Source organism: Isoptericola variabilis 225, assembly GCF_000215105.1.
Lineage (GTDB): Bacteria > Actinomycetota > Actinomycetes > Actinomycetales > Cellulomonadaceae > Isoptericola > Isoptericola variabilis_A.
Genome location: NC_015588.1, coordinates 735,458 through 750,280, shown reverse-complemented (window position 1 = coordinate 750,280; position 14,823 = coordinate 735,458). Strand labels below are relative to the sequence as shown.

At 74.7% G+C, this 14,823-nt stretch carries 16 protein-coding genes; 5 read left to right on the top strand and 11 right to left on the bottom strand.

Going from position 1 to position 14,823, the window contains the following annotated elements; all coding sequences use genetic code 11:
- Positions 1–7: 7 nt before the first annotated feature.
- From tsaE to ISOVA_RS03545, 3 genes are all read right to left on the bottom strand, one after another.
- Entirely contained in the window at positions 8–538 is a 531-nt protein-coding gene (gene tsaE, locus ISOVA_RS03555) for a tRNA (adenosine(37)-N6)-threonylcarbamoyltransferase complex ATPase subunit type 1 TsaE (protein ID WP_013837885.1), read from the bottom strand.
- Entirely contained in the window at positions 535–1,746 is a 1,212-nt protein-coding gene (gene alr / locus ISOVA_RS03550; RefSeq protein WP_041294763.1) for an alanine racemase, read from the bottom strand. The genes tsaE and alr overlap by 4 nt, the downstream gene beginning before the upstream one ends.
- Positions 1,747–1,816: 70 nt before the next feature.
- Positions 1,817–2,791, bottom strand: a complete 975-nt coding sequence (locus tag ISOVA_RS03545) for a pseudouridine synthase (RefSeq protein ID WP_013837883.1) — start codon at positions 2,789–2,791, stop codon at positions 1,817–1,819.
- Positions 2,792–2,851: 60 nt separating this feature from the next.
- Between ISOVA_RS03545 and ISOVA_RS03540 the strand changes: the two genes are divergently transcribed.
- Complete coding sequence (locus ISOVA_RS03540; protein WP_013837882.1) at positions 2,852–3,334, top strand: glutathione peroxidase; 483 nt, start codon at positions 2,852–2,854, stop codon at positions 3,332–3,334.
- 46 nt (positions 3,335–3,380) lie between these two features.
- Here ISOVA_RS03540 and ISOVA_RS03535 read toward each other — a convergent pair whose 3' ends face one another.
- Complete coding sequence (locus tag ISOVA_RS03535; RefSeq protein ID WP_013837881.1) at positions 3,381–3,899, bottom strand: MarR family winged helix-turn-helix transcriptional regulator; 519 nt, start codon at positions 3,897–3,899, stop codon at positions 3,381–3,383.
- A 131-nt stretch (positions 3,900–4,030) separates the two neighbouring features.
- Here ISOVA_RS03535 and ISOVA_RS03530 point away from each other — a divergent pair, with 131 nt between their 5' ends.
- Positions 4,031–4,351: an SDR family NAD(P)-dependent oxidoreductase gene (locus ISOVA_RS03530; RefSeq protein WP_049788225.1), complete on the top strand. Its 321-nt coding sequence runs from the start codon at positions 4,031–4,033 to the stop codon at positions 4,349–4,351.
- Between the two features lie 86 nt (positions 4,352–4,437).
- On the opposite strand, the gene ISOVA_RS03525 is transcribed toward ISOVA_RS03530, so the two are convergent.
- Positions 4,438–5,979: an NAD(P)H-hydrate epimerase gene (locus ISOVA_RS03525; protein WP_013837880.1), complete on the bottom strand. Its 1,542-nt coding sequence runs from the start codon at positions 5,977–5,979 to the stop codon at positions 4,438–4,440.
- A 78-nt stretch (positions 5,980–6,057) separates the two neighbouring features.
- Between ISOVA_RS03525 and ISOVA_RS03520 the strand changes: the two genes are divergently transcribed.
- Positions 6,058–7,113 carry an LLM class F420-dependent oxidoreductase gene (locus ISOVA_RS03520; RefSeq protein WP_013837879.1) on the top strand — a complete coding sequence of 352 codons (1,056 nt, stop codon included), beginning with the start codon at positions 6,058–6,060 and terminating at the stop codon, positions 7,111–7,113.
- A gap of 21 nt (positions 7,114–7,134) precedes the next feature.
- Here the strand turns inward: ISOVA_RS03520 and ISOVA_RS03515 are convergent, their stop codons facing one another.
- From ISOVA_RS03515 to glmS, 3 genes are read right to left on the bottom strand one after another with little or no spacing between them, the layout of a single operon-like run.
- Positions 7,135–7,485, bottom strand: a complete 351-nt coding sequence (locus ISOVA_RS03515) for a holo-ACP synthase (RefSeq protein ID WP_013837878.1) — start codon at positions 7,483–7,485, stop codon at positions 7,135–7,137.
- A gap of 9 nt (positions 7,486–7,494) precedes the next feature.
- The gene (locus ISOVA_RS03510) at positions 7,495–7,866 is read right to left on the bottom strand and encodes a nucleoside triphosphate pyrophosphohydrolase family protein (protein WP_013837877.1); all 372 of its coding nucleotides are present in this window, start codon (positions 7,864–7,866) and stop codon (positions 7,495–7,497) included.
- Positions 7,867–7,926: 60 nt separating this feature from the next.
- Positions 7,927–9,837, bottom strand: coding sequence for a glutamine--fructose-6-phosphate transaminase (isomerizing) (glmS, locus tag ISOVA_RS03505; RefSeq protein WP_013837876.1), 1,911 nt, complete (start codon positions 9,835–9,837; stop codon positions 7,927–7,929).
- Positions 9,838–9,923: 86 nt separating this feature from the next.
- On the opposite strand from glmS, the gene ISOVA_RS03500 reads away from it, so the two are divergent.
- Together ISOVA_RS03500 and coaA are read left to right on the top strand one after the other, a co-directional pair.
- A complete protein-coding gene (locus ISOVA_RS03500; protein ID WP_013837875.1) occupies positions 9,924–10,760 on the top strand; it encodes a DUF72 domain-containing protein in 837 nt (278 codons plus the stop codon).
- Between the two features lie 128 nt (positions 10,761–10,888).
- On the top strand, positions 10,889–11,836 hold the full coding sequence (coaA, locus tag ISOVA_RS03495; protein ID WP_041295096.1) for a type I pantothenate kinase: 948 nt from the start codon (positions 10,889–10,891) through the stop codon (positions 11,834–11,836).
- Positions 11,837–11,840: 4 nt separating this feature from the next.
- On the opposite strand, the gene ISOVA_RS03490 is transcribed toward coaA, so the two are convergent.
- From ISOVA_RS03490 to glmM, 3 genes are all read right to left on the bottom strand, one after another.
- A complete protein-coding gene (locus ISOVA_RS03490) occupies positions 11,841–12,581 on the bottom strand; it encodes a DedA family protein (protein WP_013837873.1) in 741 nt (246 codons plus the stop codon).
- A gap of 182 nt (positions 12,582–12,763) precedes the next feature.
- On the bottom strand, positions 12,764–13,459 hold the full coding sequence (locus ISOVA_RS03485; protein ID WP_013837872.1) for a peptide deformylase: 696 nt from the start codon (positions 13,457–13,459) through the stop codon (positions 12,764–12,766).
- Positions 13,456–14,820 (bottom strand): phosphoglucosamine mutase, encoded by a 1,365-nt coding sequence (gene glmM, locus ISOVA_RS03480; RefSeq protein ID WP_013837871.1) that lies wholly within the window; start codon positions 14,818–14,820, stop codon positions 13,456–13,458. Before glmM ends, ISOVA_RS03485 begins: the two co-directional genes overlap by 4 nt.
- Between the last annotated feature and the right edge of the window lie 3 nt (positions 14,821–14,823).

The window sequence follows — 14,823 nt, the reverse complement described above, 5'->3', positions numbered from 1 at the left end:
TACTTTTCTAGCGCGCCAGCAGTGCGGCGAGGTCGACGCCGGCCCACCGGGCCCCGACGCCGCGCAGCGTGGCGTGCCGGGTCCCGGCCTCCGGTTCGTCGGCGGAGACGTCGCCGCCGCGCGGGCGCTCGAGGTCGATCTCGAGCCGGTCCTCGGTGAGCGCCTCGGCCAGCCCGCGGCCCCACTCGACGACGGTGACGGACTCGTCGAGCGACGAGTCGAGGTCCAGCGCGTCGAGCTCGTCGAGGCCGCCGAGGCGGTAGGCGTCGACGTGCACGAGCGCGGGCCCGCGCGACCCGTCCTCGCGCGGCAGCGGCGGGTGCTCGCGCGCGACGATGAACGTCGGGGACGCGACCTGGCCCCGCACGCCGAGCGCGGCGCCCAGGCCCTGGGTCAGCGTCGTCTTGCCCGCGCCCAGGTCGCCCGTGAGGATCACGAGGTCCCCGGCCCGCAGGATGCCGGCGAGCGCGGCGCCGAGCGCCTTGGTCGACTCGGCGTCCGGCAGGTCGAGCTCGGCCTGTGCGACGACGTCGCTCACGGTTGCACGTCCTTCCCCGCGTAGGTGCGCGGCACGCGCGCACCGATCCGCGTCACGATCTCGTAGCTGATGGTTCCGGCGGCCTCGGCCCAGTCCTGGGCGTTCGGCACGGTGGCCCCGTGCGCGACGCCCTCGGACGCGCCGAACAGCGTCGCGACGTCGCCCGGGCGCTCGGTCGCGTCGGGGCCGAGGTCGAGCACGACCTGGTCCATGCACACCCGCCCCGCGATGCGCAGCACGCGACGCGCGTCGCCGCTGCCGACGGCGACCGGGCCGCCCACGCCGGCCGACCCGCCCGACGCGTGCCGGGGGATCCCGTCGGCGTACCCGAGCGGGACGAGCCCGAGCACCGTGTCGCGCGGCGTCGTGTACAGGTGACCGTAGGAGACGCCCTCGCCCGCGGGGACCGCCTTGACGTTCCCGAGGCGCGCCTCGAGCGTCATGGCCGGTCGCAGGCCGTACGCCCCGGGCGGACCGAGCTGCGGCACCGGCGACAGTCCGTAGACGGCGATGCCGGGCCGCACCAGGTCGTGGTGCACCTCGGGCGCGGTGAGGGTCGCCGCCGAGTTGGCGAGGTGGCGCACCTCGGGCCGCAGCCCGGCGGCCGCGACCGCACGCGCCGCGTCGTCGAACGCCGCGGCCTGCCGCGCGACCGACGGGTGGCCCGGCTCGTCCGCGCACGCGAGGTGGGAGAAGACGCCGACGACGCGCACCTCGCCCGAGGCCTCGAGGGTCGCGAGCCGGCGCACGACGCCGGGCAGGTCGGCGGGCGTGACGCCGTTGCGGCTCAGCCCCGTGTCGACCTTGAGGTGTACCCGCGCGGGGCGCCCGGCCTCGCGCGCGCCGGCGGCGACCTCGTCGACCGACCACGGCGCGGCGACGGTCACGTCGACGTCGGCACGCACCAGGTCGGCGAACGGCGCGCCGGGGACGAGCAGCCAGACGAGCACCCGCGCGTCGCCCGTGACCCCGGAGGCACGCAGGGCGAGCGCCTCGTGCGCCGTCGCGACGCCGAGCCAGGTGGCGCCGCCCGCGAGCGCCGCGCGCGCAGCGGGCACCATGCCGTGCCCGTACCCGTCGGCCTTGACGACGGCCATGAGGTCCGACGACGGCGCGTGGTCGCGCAGCGCGCGCACGTTGTCGCGGATCGCGTCGAGGTCGACGACGGCGCGCGCCGGGGCGCCGGGCGCCAGGTCGGAGCTGCTCACGGTCAGCGATTCTCTCACTCTCCCCGTGTCAGAAAGGTGATGGGCTCGAGCCCACCAGCTTTCTGACACGTCACCAGGCGGAGAGGGTGCGGCGCGAGACGAACCGCCGCGGCTCGCCGGTGAGGGGGTCGTCGAACGCGAGCGAGCGGGCGAGCAGCTGCAGCGGGTGCGCGGGGTCGTCGGGGGCGTCGGCGCGCAGCTGCGGCCAGAACGGGTCGTGCAGGATCGGCACGCCGAGCGACGCCATGTGCAGCCGGAGCTGGTGCGTCTTGCCGGTGTGCGGCTCCAGCCGGTACAGGCCGAGGCCGCGCTCCTCGTCGCGCCCGACGAGGTCGACGCGCGACTCGGCGTTGGGCTCCCCGGGCTCCTCGACGGCCCGCACGACGCCGCGGTGCTTGACGATGCGCGAGCGGACCGTCGTCGGGAGCTCGAGGCCGGGACCCGGCAGCGGCGCGACCGCCTCGTAGACCTTGGTCGCGCGCCGCTCCTGGAAGACCTCCTGGTACGCGCCGCGCACCTGGGGCCGGACCGTGAGCACGAGGACGCCGGCCGTGGGCCGGTCGAGCCGGTGCGCGGGTACGAGGTCGGGCAGGCCGAGCGTCGTGCGCAGGTGGACGAGGAGCGAGCGCGTGACCCAGCGGCCGCGCGGCATCGTCGACACGAGGTGCGGCTTGTCGACGACGAGCAGGTCGTCGTCGCGGTGCAGCACCTCGACGTCGGCGAGCGCCGGGGCCTCGGGCTCCTCGGCGGGCGGGTCCCGGTAGAGGTAGAGGAAGCCGCGCGGCTCGTACGGCGTCTCCTCGGTGACGGGCTCGCCCCGGCCCGTGACGACCTCGCCGGCCGCGATCTTCTCGCGCAGGCGCGCGGCGTCGTCGGGGAACCGCGCGAGCAGGTAGCGGGCGGCGGTCGGGTACGCGGCGACCGAGGCGGCGTCGTGCGGCAGGACGAGGCGCGTCGGGTTGAGGCCGTCGCGCACCGGCAGCGGCGGCCGGTGCCTGCGCGGCCCGCCCCGGCGGGGCGCGGACGACGGCTCGGGCGTGGGCACGCCCCATTCTCGCGCGCCCCGCGTGCGGCAGGCGGCCCGCCGGACGGACATGATGGGAGCGTGAGCCTCTACGACATCAAGCTCGACCGGATGGACGGCAGCGTCACCTCGCTCGCGGAGCTCCGCGACCGCGTGATCCTCGTGGTCAACGTGGCCTCGCGGTGCGGGCTGGCGCCGCAGTACGCGCAGCTCGAGGAGCTGCAGCGCCGCTACGCCGAGCGGGGGTTCACCGTGGTGGCCTTCCCGAGCAACCAGTTCTTCCAGGAGCTCTCGACCGACGAGAAGGTCGCCGAGTTCTGCTCCAGCACCTACGGCGTGACGTTCCCCGTGCTGGCCCGGGTCAAGGTCAACGGCCGGCACACCCACCCGCTGTACGCGGAGCTCAAGAAGACCGCCGACGCCGACGGGCACCGCGGCCGGATCCGGTGGAACTTCGAGAAGTTCCTCGTGCTGCCCGGCGGCACCGTGCGCCGCTTCGCGCCACGCGTCGAGCCCACGGACCCGGCGATCGTCGAGGTGATCGAGGCCCACCTGCCGACGTAGCGCCGCTCACCGCGAGGTAGCGCGTTCTCGCGCGAGGTAGCGCCGCTCACCGCGCCTGCAGCGAGCGCAGCAGCTCCTCGAGCGCACGGGCGAGCTCTGCCCTCTCGGCGTGCGACAACGGCGCGAGCAGCCCCTCCTCGTGCGCCAGCAGCTCGCGCACGACGCGCTCGACGGTCGCGTGCCCCGCGGTCGTGAGCGTGACCGCGACCGCACGCGGTCCGGCGTCGGACGGCGCGCGCGACACGAGGCCGTCCCGCTCGGCACGGGCGACGCGCTGCGAGACGGCCCCCGCGGTGACGAGGCACTGGGCCGCGAGCTCGCGGGTCGTGAGGGTCCATGGCTCGCCGGACCGGCGCAGGGTGCTGAGCAGGTCGAGCGTGGCGGCGTCGACCCCCAGGCGCACGAGCGTGCGCCGGCGCTCGTCCGCGAGCAGCTTGGCCACCCGCCACAGCGGCGTGACGACCCCGATCGACGCGGTCGGCACGCCCGGGAGCTCGCGCTCCCACGCGGCCGCGATCTCGGCGGCGGGCAGCGTCGCCACCTCGTCGAGGGGGTGGTCAGGCATCGGACCCTCCGTTACGTTTAGGTCTAAACCTACTCCAGGAGGCTGCCCTGGCACGCACCGTGCTCGTCACCGGCGGGTAGGGCGGGATCGGCCGCGCCGTCGCCCGCCGCTTCGTCGCCGCCAGCGAGAAGGTGACCATCACCGGGCGGGACGCCGCGTCGCTCGCCGACGCGTGGCGGGCCAACCTCGGGGCGAACCTGCTCGCCACCGTGCTCGTCGTGACCGCGGTGCTGCGCGACATGCCGGCCGGTGGCACGGTCGTGACCGTCGGCTCGATCGGCGCCGAGTACGCCGCCACCTCGTACGGCGTCGCGAAGGCCGCGGTGCAGGCGTGGACGGCCGGGCTCTCCGACGACGTCGCGGCACTCGTCGAGTTCCTCGCGTCGCCCGGCGCCCGCCACGTCACCGGCCAGACGCTGCACGTGAACGGCGGCGCGTTCACGACCCGCTGACGCCGAGGTCGTACCTCCGGTCGCGAGGTCGTACGCCGGGTGTACGACGTCGCGACCTGCGGTACGACCTCGGCGAGAACCGGGGCTCAGCCGCGCGGCAGCAGGTCGGCGACGACGGCGGGCACCGCCCCGGCGATCTCGAGCGCCGCGACCGGCCCGCCCTGACCGGCCCTCCGCCAGGCGAGCCCGTGCATGAGCGCGGTCGCGGACGCGACCTCGGCAGAGAGCGCCGGCCGCCCCACGACGTCGGCGGACCGTGCGGCGAGCATCGCGCCGAGCACGCCGGCGAGCACGTCGCCCGAGCCGGCGGTGGCGAGCCACGCGGGCGCGTCGGCCTGCGCGTAGGTGCCGTCCATCCCCGCGACGACCGTCACGGAGCCCTTGAGGAGCACGGTGGCTCCGGTGAGCTCGCGGGCGCGCCGCGCCCAGCGCACGGGCTCCGCCTCGACCGCCTCGCGCTCGACGTCCTCGCCGCGCCGGCGCAGGAGCGCGGCGAGCTCGCCGGCGTGCGGGGTGAGCACGAACCACGGCGGCGACGTCGGCTCGAGCAGGTCCAGGCCGCCCGCGTCGACGACGGCCGGCACGGTCCGCTCGACCGGCGAGCCCGGCCGGCCGGCGGCCTCCGCGAGCGCCGTGCGCGCCCGCCGGTGCTGGCCCTCGTCCCGGCCGGCCTGTGCCGTGCCGAACCCGACCGGCACCCCCGACCCGAGCGCCCACGCCTGCACCCGGCCGGGAGCGGTGACGACCTCGGGCCGGACGGCGAGGACGGCCTGCCCGACCGCGGGCGGACCCACGTACCGCACCATGCCGGCCCCGGCCCGCACGGCCGCGGACGCCGCGAGCACCGCCGCGCCGGGGTACGTCGACGTCCCCGCGACGACGCCGACCACGCCGCGGGTGTACTTGTGGTCTCCCGGTCCCGGTACCGGCCACGCGCGCCCGACGTCGGCGGGCTCGAGCCGCCGCACCGCGGGCTCGGCGCGGAGCGCCAGCCCGATGTCGACGACGGTCAGCTCGCCCACGAGGTGCGCGGCGGGCGGCAGCAGCAGGCCCGGCTTGGCCGCGCCGAACGTGACCGTGCGGTCGGCGCGCAGCACGGGGCCGGGCACCGTGCCGTCGTCGACGCCGATGCCCGACGGCAGGTCGACGGCCACCACCCAGGGCCGGGGGCCGGCGTCGAGCACCCGGACCAGGTCGGCGGCGAGGCCGCGCAGCGCGCCGCGCGCGCCGATGCCGAGCAGCCCGTCGAGCACGACGTCGGAGCGCGCCACGTCGCCGGCGACGCCACCGAGCCGCTCCGGCGCCTCGTGCAGCGCCTCGACGCGCCCGCCGGCGGCACGCAGCGCCGCGAGCCCGGCGGCGTGGGCGCGCTCGGCGACGAGCACCGCGGTGACCGCGACCCCGCGGCGGGCGAGATACGCCCCGGCGTGCAGCGCGTCGCCCCCGTTGTTCCCGGCCCCCACGAGAAGTGCGACGCGAGCGCCGCGCACCGACCGCCGTCGGGCACGCAGGTCCCGGAGCACCTGCGTGGCGAGCGCGAAAGAGGCCCGCTCCATGAGCGGGACCCCGGCCGCGAGCAGCGGCTCCTCGGCGGCGCGGACGTCCGCGGCGGACCAGGCCTCGATCATGCGACGAACATACGTGGGGCGCCGCCACCACGCCGGACACCCCGGCGTGAGCCCGACGTCGGGCATAGGCTCGGGACCATGCGATTCGGACTCTTCATCCCGCAGGGCTGGCGGCACTCGCTCACCGACGTCCCGCCGGAGCAGCACTGGGAGACGATGCTGTCTCTCCTCCACTACGCCGACAACGCCGCGGCGGGCGAGGCGATCCCGGGCGGCGAGTTCGCCTGGGACTCCGTGTGGGTGTACGACCACTTCCACACCGTCCCGGTGCCGAGCACCGAGGCGACGCACGAGGCGTGGTCGCTCATGGCCGCGTTCGCCGCGTCGTCGCAGCGCGTCAAGCTCGGCCAGATGTGCACGTGCATGTCGTACAGGCAGCCGACCTACCTGGCGAAGGTCGCCTCGACGGTCGACGCCATCTCGGGCGGGCGCGTCCAGATGGGCATCGGCGCCGGGTGGTACGAGCACGAGTGGCGCGCCTACGGCTACGGCTTCCCGAGCGCGGGCGAGCGGCTGCGCGCGCTCGACGAGGGCGTGCAGATCATGACGGCCATGTGGCGCACCGGGTCCTCGGGCACGTTCGAGGGCAAGCGCTACCAGGTCGACGGCGCGCTGTGCTACCCGCAGCCGCTGCAGAAGCTGCCGGTCGGCGAGGGCGGCGCCGAGGTGCCGAGCATCCCCCTGTGGATCGCGGGCGGCGGCGAGCGGAAGACGCTGCGGATCGCGGCCCGGTTCGCCCAGTACACGAACTTCGCGGGCGACCCCGAGACGTTCACGCACAAGTCGAAGATCCTCGAGCAGCACTGCGCCGACGTCGGCACGGACTTCGGCGCGATCACCCGCTCGGCCGACTACAACGTCGTCATCGGCGAGAACCAGGCCGAGGTCGACGACCGCATGGCGTGGATCGAGTCGCACTTCGGCCGGTACGCCCCGAACGACGCGGGCGAGCGCGAGGTGCACAACTGGCGCAACGGCCCCCTGGTCGGCACGCCCGAGCAGATCGTCGAGACGCTCCAGGACCTCAAGTCCCGCGGCATGACGTACGCGATCACGTACTTCCCGAACGCCGTGGCGGACCGCGACCAGATCGAGCTCTTCCAGCGCAAGGTCATCCCCGAGCTGCAGGACTGAGCGACCCGTGCGACGCCGGCGTCAGCCTTCCGCGACCACCATCGCGGAGGCGATGCCGGCGTCGTGCGAGATCGACAGGTGCAGGTGCTTGACGCCGAGCTCCTCGGCGCGCGCCTGCACCGTCCCGCGCAGCTCGACCTCGGGCGGCCCGCCCGCGACCCGGCGCACCGTCGCGTCGTGCCAGTGCATGGTGCCGGGCGCGCCGAACGCCTTGGCGATGGCCTCCTTGGCGGCGAACCGGGCGGCGAGCGACGAGTCCGGCAGGTCCCGCTCCTCGGCGGTGAAGAGCTTCTCGCGCAGGCGCGGCGTGCGCTCGAGCGTCGCCATGAACCGTCCGACGTCGACGACGTCGATGCCCACCCCGATGATCACGGGCCCACTCTAGGCGCCCGGCGCCGCGGCCTCCCGGACGTGCGTCCGCACGCCGTCCTCGTCCTGCGGCTCGACGAGGTGCCGCCAGCGGAACCACTTGCGCTCCACCTCGGCCTCGAGGTCGACGTCGAACCGGCGCGCCACGAGCAGCAGCTGGGCGAGCACGTCCGCGAGCTCGGCGCGGAACGCCGTGTCGGCCTCCCCCGGCTCCTCGCCCCGGTCGCGCGAGCGGCCCGACGCCGCGAGGTAGGCCTGCGTGAGCTCGCCGACCTCCTCGTGCAGCTTGAGCACGAGCCAGTCGTCCGTCCGCTCGACGCCGAACCGGCGCTCGTACACGCGCGAGATGATCTCCAGCTCGTCGGCGAGGTCCTTCAGCTCCATGGGCCGATCCTGCCCCGACCCACCCACAGAGTCGTGCACGCTGCGGAGCGCGTCGCGCGGCTACTCGACCGTGACCGACTTCGCCAGGTTGCGCGGCTGGTCGACGTCGAGGCCCTTGGCCGTGGCGAGCGCCATGGCGAAGATCTGCAGGGGCACGACGGCGAGCAGCGGCTGGAGCAGCGTCGGGGACTGCGGGATCCAGAAGATCTCGTCGGCGTACTTGCGCACCTCGTCGTCGCCGTCCTCCGCGATGACGAGCGTGCGCGCACCGCGCGCCCGGATCTCCTGGATGTTCGAGACGACCTTCGAGTGCAGCTGGTCGCGACCGCGCGGCGACGGCACGACGACGAACACCGGCTGGCCCTCGTCGATCAGGGCGATCGGGCCGTGCTTGAGCTCGCCGGCGGCGAAGCCCTCGGCGTGGATGTACGCGAGCTCCTTGAGCTTGAGCGCACCCTCGAGCGCGACGGGGAATCCGACGTGGCGGCCGAGGAACAGCACCTTGTCCTCGTCGGCCATGGACCTCGCGGTCGCGCGCACGTACTCGCTGCGCTCGAGCACCGTCTGGATCTTGCGCGGCATCTCGCGCAGCTCGTCGAGCAGCGCGGCCACCTCGTCGGGGAACTTGTTGCCCCGCAGCTGGGCCAGGTAGAGGCCCAGGAGGTAGGCGGCGGTGATCTGGGCGAGGAACGCCTTGGTCGACGCGACGGCGATCTCGGGCCCGGCGTGCGTGTAGAGGACCGCGTCGGACTCGCGCGGGATCGTCGAGCCGTTGGTGTTGACGATCGCGAGGACCTTGGCGCCCTGCTCGCGCGCGTGCCGGACGGCCATGAGCGTGTCCATGGTCTCGCCGGACTGGGAGATCGCGACGACGAGCGTCTTCTCGTTGACGATCGGGTCGCGGTAGCGGAACTCGTGCGCGAGCTCGACCTCGACCGGGATGCGGCACCAGTGCTCGATGGCGTACTTGGCGACGTGGCCCGCGTAGGCGGCGGTGCCGCACGCGACGACGATGATCTTGTCGACGGCCCGCAGGACCGCCTCGTCGATGCGCAGGTCGTCGAGCACGATGTTGCCCTGCTCGTCGGTGCGGCCCAGGAGCGTGTCGGCGACGGCGTGCGGCTGGTCGTGGATCTCCTTGTCCATGAAGGAGTCGAAGCCGCCCTTCTCGGCGGCCGCGGCGTCCCAGTCGACCGTGAAGCGCTTGGCCTGCGCGGGCTTGCCGTCGAAGTCGGTCACGTCGACCGACGTCGGCGTGATCGTGACGACCTGGTCCTGCCCGAGCTCGAGCGCCTCCTTGGTGTGGGCGACGAACGCGGCGACGTCGGACCCGAGGAAGTTCTCCCCCTCGCCGAGCCCGACGACGAGCGGCGAGTCGTGCCGGGCGCCGACGACCGTCGTCGGGTCGTCCGCGTGCACGGCCAGCAGCGTGAACGTGCCGTCCAGGCGGCGCGCGGTCGCCGCCATGGCGGCCGTGAGGTTGCCGCCCGACGCGCGATACTCCTTGGCGAGCAGCTGGGCCGCGACCTCGGTATCGGTGTCCGAGAGGAACGTGACGCCGTCGGCCGCGAGCTCGCGGCGCAGCGCCGCGAAGTTCTCGATGATGCCGTTGTGGATCACCGCGAGGCGGCCGTCGTCGGCGAGGTGCGGGTGCGCGTTGGTGTCGGTCGGCCCGCCGTGCGTGGCCCAGCGCGTGTGACCGATCGCGGCGGTCGCGGCCGGCAGGGGCTGCGCCTCGAGCTCGGCCACGAGGTTGCCGAGCTTGCCGGCCTTCTTGGCGAACGAGACGTGCTCCTGGTCCGGCCCGACGAGCGCGACGCCCGCCGAGTCGTACCCCCGGTACTCGAGCCGCTTGAGCCCCTCGAGCGCCACCTCGAGCGGGTGCTCCGAGGCCTTCGGCGAGGCCTGCTCGAGGGCGGCCGTCTCCGCAGGAAGCAGGCCCAGACCGGTGTAGCCGACGATTCCGCACATGGCGGCGAGTCTACCGGCGGCGCGTCCGGCCCCCGGCTCGCGGGGCGCCCGGGTGAGCGAACGCACACCTGCCTACGCTCGCGAGCATGGGGGTTCGGGTCGGGCTGTCGGGATGGCGCTACGCCGAGTGGCGGGGCCGCTTCTACCCGTCCGGGCTGCCGCAGCGCCGCGAGCTCGAGCACGTGGCGTCGATCTTCCCCACCGTCGAGCTCAACGGCTCGTTCTACTCGCTGCAGCGGCCGCCGTACTACGAGCGGTGGCGTGACGGCGTCCCCGACGGCTTCACGTTCGCGGTCAAGGGCGGCCGCTTCGTCACGCACATGAAGCGGCTGCGCGACGTGCGGGTCCCGCTCGCCAACTTCTTCGCGAGCGGCGTGCTGGCGCTCGGCGACCGGCTCGGACCGTTCCTGTGGCAGCTGCCGGAGCGGGCGACGCTCGACCTCGACGTCCTCGCGGGCTTCCTGCGCCTCCTGCCGCGCACGACGACCGAGGCGGCGAAGCTCGCCACCGAGCACGACGACAAGCTCAAGGCCGACCCGTGGACCGACCCCGGCGAGGACCGCCCGCTGCACCACGCGCTCGAGCCGCGGCACGCGTCGTTCGCCGACCCCGACGCGCTGCGGCTCCTGCGCGAGCACGACGTGGCGCTCGTGACGTCCGACGGCGCCGGGCGCTGGCCCGTCTTCGAGGAGACGACGGCGCGGCTCGTCTACGTGCGTCTCCACGGGCCGACGACGCTCTACACGAGCCGCTACGACGACGCGCTGCTCGACCGCTGGGCCGCGTGGGTGCGCGAGCGGCACGACTCCGGCCACGACGTCGTCGTGTACTTCGACAACGACGGCCACGCGCACGCCCCGCGCGACGCCCGGCGGCTGCTCGAGCGCCTCACCGATGTGGCCGAGCCCTGGCCACGGGCCTGACGGGCGCCGGGCGCGTGCCGAACCACCCGGAGATCTCGGGCAGAATCGGGCAGGTGGTACCGCAGCTCTCCGACACGACAGGTGCGGCGGCGTCCGGTCCCGGGGGTCCGCACCCCCTCGGCGACCACCTGACCCGCCTCGCGCCGTCGTCCCCGTACGTCGACCTGGACCGCGCCGCGTGGAGCCGGCTCTCGGAGTCGACGCCGCTGCCGCTGACCGACGAGGACGTCGAGCGGATCCGCGGCCTGGGCGACCCGATCGACCTCGCCGAGGTCGACGCGATCTACCGTCCGCTGTCGCGCCTGCTCAACCTCTACGTCACCGCGACGGCCGGCCTGCACCGCGCGACGTCGACGTTCCTGCGCGAGGAGCCGCCCCGCACGCCGTACGTCATCGGCGTCGCGGGCTCGGTCGCCGTCGGCAAGTCGACCACGGCCCGCGTGCTGCGCGAGATGCTGGCGCGCTGGCCCGAGACCCCGCGCGTCGAGCTCGTCACGACCGACGGCTTCCTCTACCCCAACGCCGAGCTGCGGCGTCGGGGACTGATGGAGCGCAAGGGCTTCCCGGAGTCGTACGACCGCAGGGCGCTCATCCGCTTCCTCTCGAAGATCAAGGCTGGTCAGGAGGAGGTGCGCGCGCCGGTCTACTCGCACGTGGTCTACGACATCGTGCCGGGCGAGGAGATCGTGGTCCGCAAGCCCGACGTCCTCATCGTCGAGGGTCTCAACGTGCTGCAGCCGGCGCGGCCGTCGGCGGTCGACGAGTCGACCGTCGCGGTGAGCGACTTCTTCGACTTCTCGATCTACGTCGACGCGCGCACCCGCAACATCCGCCAGTGGTACGTCGACCGGTTCCTCAAGCTGCGCCGGACCGCGTTCAGCCGGCCCGAGTCGTACTTCCGCCGCTACGCCGACCTGTCCGACGCCGAGGCCACCGCCCGCGCGCTCGCGATCTGGGACGCGATCAACGCGCCGAACCTCGAGGAGAACATCCTGCCGACGCGCGGCCGGGCCACGCTCGTGCTGACGAAGGGCTCGGACCACTCGGTGCAGCGCGTGCGCCTGCGCAAGCTCTGAGGCGTCAGGACCGCTCGGCCGCGGCCTCCGCCGCGGGGCACGGCTCGGGGCACGGCTCCTCGCCTCCCTCGAGGGCCGCGGCGGTCGCCTCCTCCGCCGCGCGCTCGGCGGCGATCGCCTCGGCCATCTTGCGCCGGGTCAGGAGCTGGACGACCTGGTCGATGAGGAGCCCCAGGAGGATGCCCGCACCGACCGCCACGACCATCGCGAGCAGCGGGTTGTGCCCGAGCCAGCTCGCCGCCGCGATCCCGATGAGCATCGAGTAGACCGCCCACGTCACCGCCGCGATCGCGGCGATGGCCATGAAGCGCCGGCGCGGGTAGCCGACGGCTCCCGCGGTCATGTTCACCGCGACGCGGCCGACGGGCACGTAGCGCGCCGCGAGGATGAGGGACGCGCCGCGGTGCAGCAGGGCGCGGCGGGCCCACAGCACGGCCCGGCGGCCGCGCGGGGTGCGCAGGAACGGCACCCGCTCGGTGCCGATCCGCTTGCCGATCGAGTAGGCGATCTGGTCGCCGCACCAGGCGCCCGCGGCGGCGATCGCGAGGATCGCGGGCAGCCAGGGCGTGGCGGTCGCCTGACCCGAGACGGTGAGCGTGATGATGACGGACTCGCTCGGGATCGGCGGGAAGAAGCCGTCGATGGTCGCGAAACCGAACATCGCGGGGTAGACCCAGGCGGACGCGGCCAGGGCGAGGATCCAGCTCTCCAGCTGCTCCAGGAAGGCGGTGACTACCTCTGGCACGGTCCCTCGGTTCGTCGGCCGGGAGGCGTCGTCCCCGGCGGCGGCTCGACGCCGGTCGGCGTCACAGGGAAAGCGTAGGCAGACGACGGGGCGATCCCGCATGGGTGAATCCCCCCGTTCCACCCTGATCCCCGAAGTTTCACCCGGAGTTCACAGCCAGGGTCCGGCGGGCGGACGGGGCGTCACGGCAGCGGGAAGCCGAGCTCCTCGGCGGCGGCGCGCGGGTCCGGGAAGGGCCAGCGGCTCGCGAGGTTCTCGTTCGACGCGAGCGACCTCGTCTCCGCGTGGTCGAGGTAGAGCTCGCCGGCCAGGTGGTCGGTCTCGTGCTGGACGATGCGCGCGGGCCAGCCGGTGAGCACCTCGTCGAGCGCGGCGCCCGTCTCGTCCTGGCCCGTGAGGCGCACGCTCCGGTACCGCGCGACGACGGCCTGCCACCCGCGGACCGACAGGCAGCCCTCGTAGAACGCCACACGTTCGGGCGCACCGCCCGGCCCGGGCACGGGCTCGTACCGCGGGTTGACCAGCACCCGGTACGGCAGCGGCGTCCGCTCGCGCGGGTCGTCGGCCGGCGCCCCGGCGTCCTCGACGACGGCGATCGCGAGCGGGATCCCGACCTGGGGCGCGGCGAGCCCGACGCCGGGCGCCGTGTGCATCGTGCGCCGCATGACGTCGAGCAGGCGCCCGAGCTCGTCGCCGAGCTGGCCCGTGTACGGGGCCGCGGGGCGTCGCAGCACGGGGTCGCCGGCCTGGACGATCGGCAGCACGCCGCCGCCGCGCTCCTCCGCGACGTCGAGCAGCTCGCGGACGGCGTCGCGCAGCGCCTCGACCGCGCCCTCGCCGCGCGCCGCGCGGCCCGCCGCCGGGCCGGGGTCGCTCACAGCGCGAGGCGGTCGCGCACGACCGCGGCGAGCGTGTCCGCGACGCCGTCGGCCTGCGTCTGCGTCGCGGCCTCGACCATGACGCGCACGACGGGCTCGGTGCCCGACGGGCGCAGGAGCACGCGGCCGGTCTCGCCGAGCAGCGCCTCGGCGTTCTCGACCGCGGCGCGCACGCCCACGTCCGTCCCGGCGCGTTCCTTGTCGACGCCCTTGACGTTGACGAGCGTCTGCGGCAGGCGCGGGATCTGCGTGGCCAGGTCGGCCAGTCGGGCGCCCGACGCCTTGACGCGCGCCGCCAGGTGCAGCGCCGTGAGGATGCCGTCGCCCGTGGTGGCGTGCTCGGCCAGGATGATGTGGCCCGACTGCTCGCCGCCGAGCCCGTAGCCGTGCGCGCGCATCTCCTCCAGCACGTAGCGGTCGCCGACCGCCGTCTGGATCGTCGTGATGCCCGCCTCCTTCATGGCGAGCAGCAGGCCGAGGTTGCTCATCACGGTCACGACGAGCGTGTCCGCGGGCAGCCTGCCCTCGTCCTTGAGCGCGCGGGCGAGGATGCCGAGGATCTGGTCGCCGTCGACGAGGACGCCGCCGTGGTCGACGGCCAGGCACCGGTCCGCGTCGCCGTCGAACGCGACGCCGAAGTCCGCCTCGGCCGCGACGACCACGGCCTGCAGCTGCTCGGGGTGCGTCGAGCCGGCCTTCTCGTTGATGTTGCGCCCGTCGGGGCTCGCGTTGATGACGACGACGTCGGCACCGGCCTCGCGCAGCGCGTCGGGTCCGATCGAGCTCGCCGCGCCGTTGGCGCAGTCCACCGCGATCCGCAGGCCCTCGAGCGGCCGGTGGTCCGGCGTCGTGCCGATGCTCGCCACGAGGTGCTCGACGTACTGCGCCGCGGCGATGCCGGTGTCGCTGCGCATGCGCCCGACGCCCGAGCCCACGGGACGCTCCCACGCGGCGTCGAGCTGCGCCTCGATCGCGTCCTCGACGCCGTCGTCGAGCTTGAGGCCCCCGCGGGCGAAGAACTTGATGCCGTTGTCCGGCATGGGGTTGTGCGACGCCGAGACCATGACGCCCAGGTCGGCCTTCATCGCGCCCACGAGGTACGCGAGGGCCGGGGTCGGCAGGACCCCGAGGTTGACGACGTCGACGCCGGCGCTCGCGAGGCCCGCGCCCACCGCGGCGGAGAGGAACTCGCCCGACGCGCGGGGGTCGCGCCCGATGACCGCCTTGGGGCGGTGCCCCTCGAACTCGCCGGTCGAGGCGAGCACGCGCGCGGCGGCGCTGCCCAGCGCCAGGGCGAGCTCCGCGGTCACGTCGCGGTTGGCGAGGCCACGGACCCCGTCGGTGCCGAACAGTCGTCCCATGTG